Source organism: Nocardiopsis salina YIM 90010 (assembly GCF_000341025.1).
Lineage (GTDB): Bacteria > Actinomycetota > Actinomycetes > Streptosporangiales > Streptosporangiaceae > Nocardiopsis > Nocardiopsis salina.
This window is the reverse complement of the sequence record NZ_ANBF01000080.1, coordinates 1-310: the sequence shown is the minus strand read 5'-3', so window position 1 is coordinate 310 and position 310 is coordinate 1. Positions and strand designations below refer to the sequence as shown.

1 protein-coding gene is annotated in these 310 nt (G+C 75.5%); it reads left to right on the top strand.

All coding sequences use genetic code 11. The features are described from left to right. On the top strand, positions 1–310 hold a 310-nt coding region (locus D474_RS28060), incomplete at both ends, for a DNA glycosylase AlkZ-like family protein (RefSeq protein ID WP_193373983.1).

The following is a 310-nucleotide window of genomic DNA, read 5'->3' as shown; positions in this document are numbered from 1 at the left end:
CCCGCCCCCCCCGCCGCGACTCCGTGCTCTCGCTCTCCCAGGCGCGACGGATCTCCATCGCCGCGCAAGGGCTCACCGACCCGCGCCCGAAGGGGACCCCGACCCTCGCCCACCTGGGCCGGGTGGTGCGCCGCACGGGCCTGCTCCAGATCGACAGCGTGAACGTTCTCGCCCGCAGCCAGTACCTGCCGGTGTTCGCGCGCATGGGTTCCTACGACCCGGCACTGCTGGACCGGGCTGCGACCACCGCCGCGGGCTCGGGGCGGGCCCGCCTGGTCGAGGCATGGGCGCACGAGGCGAGCCTGGTACC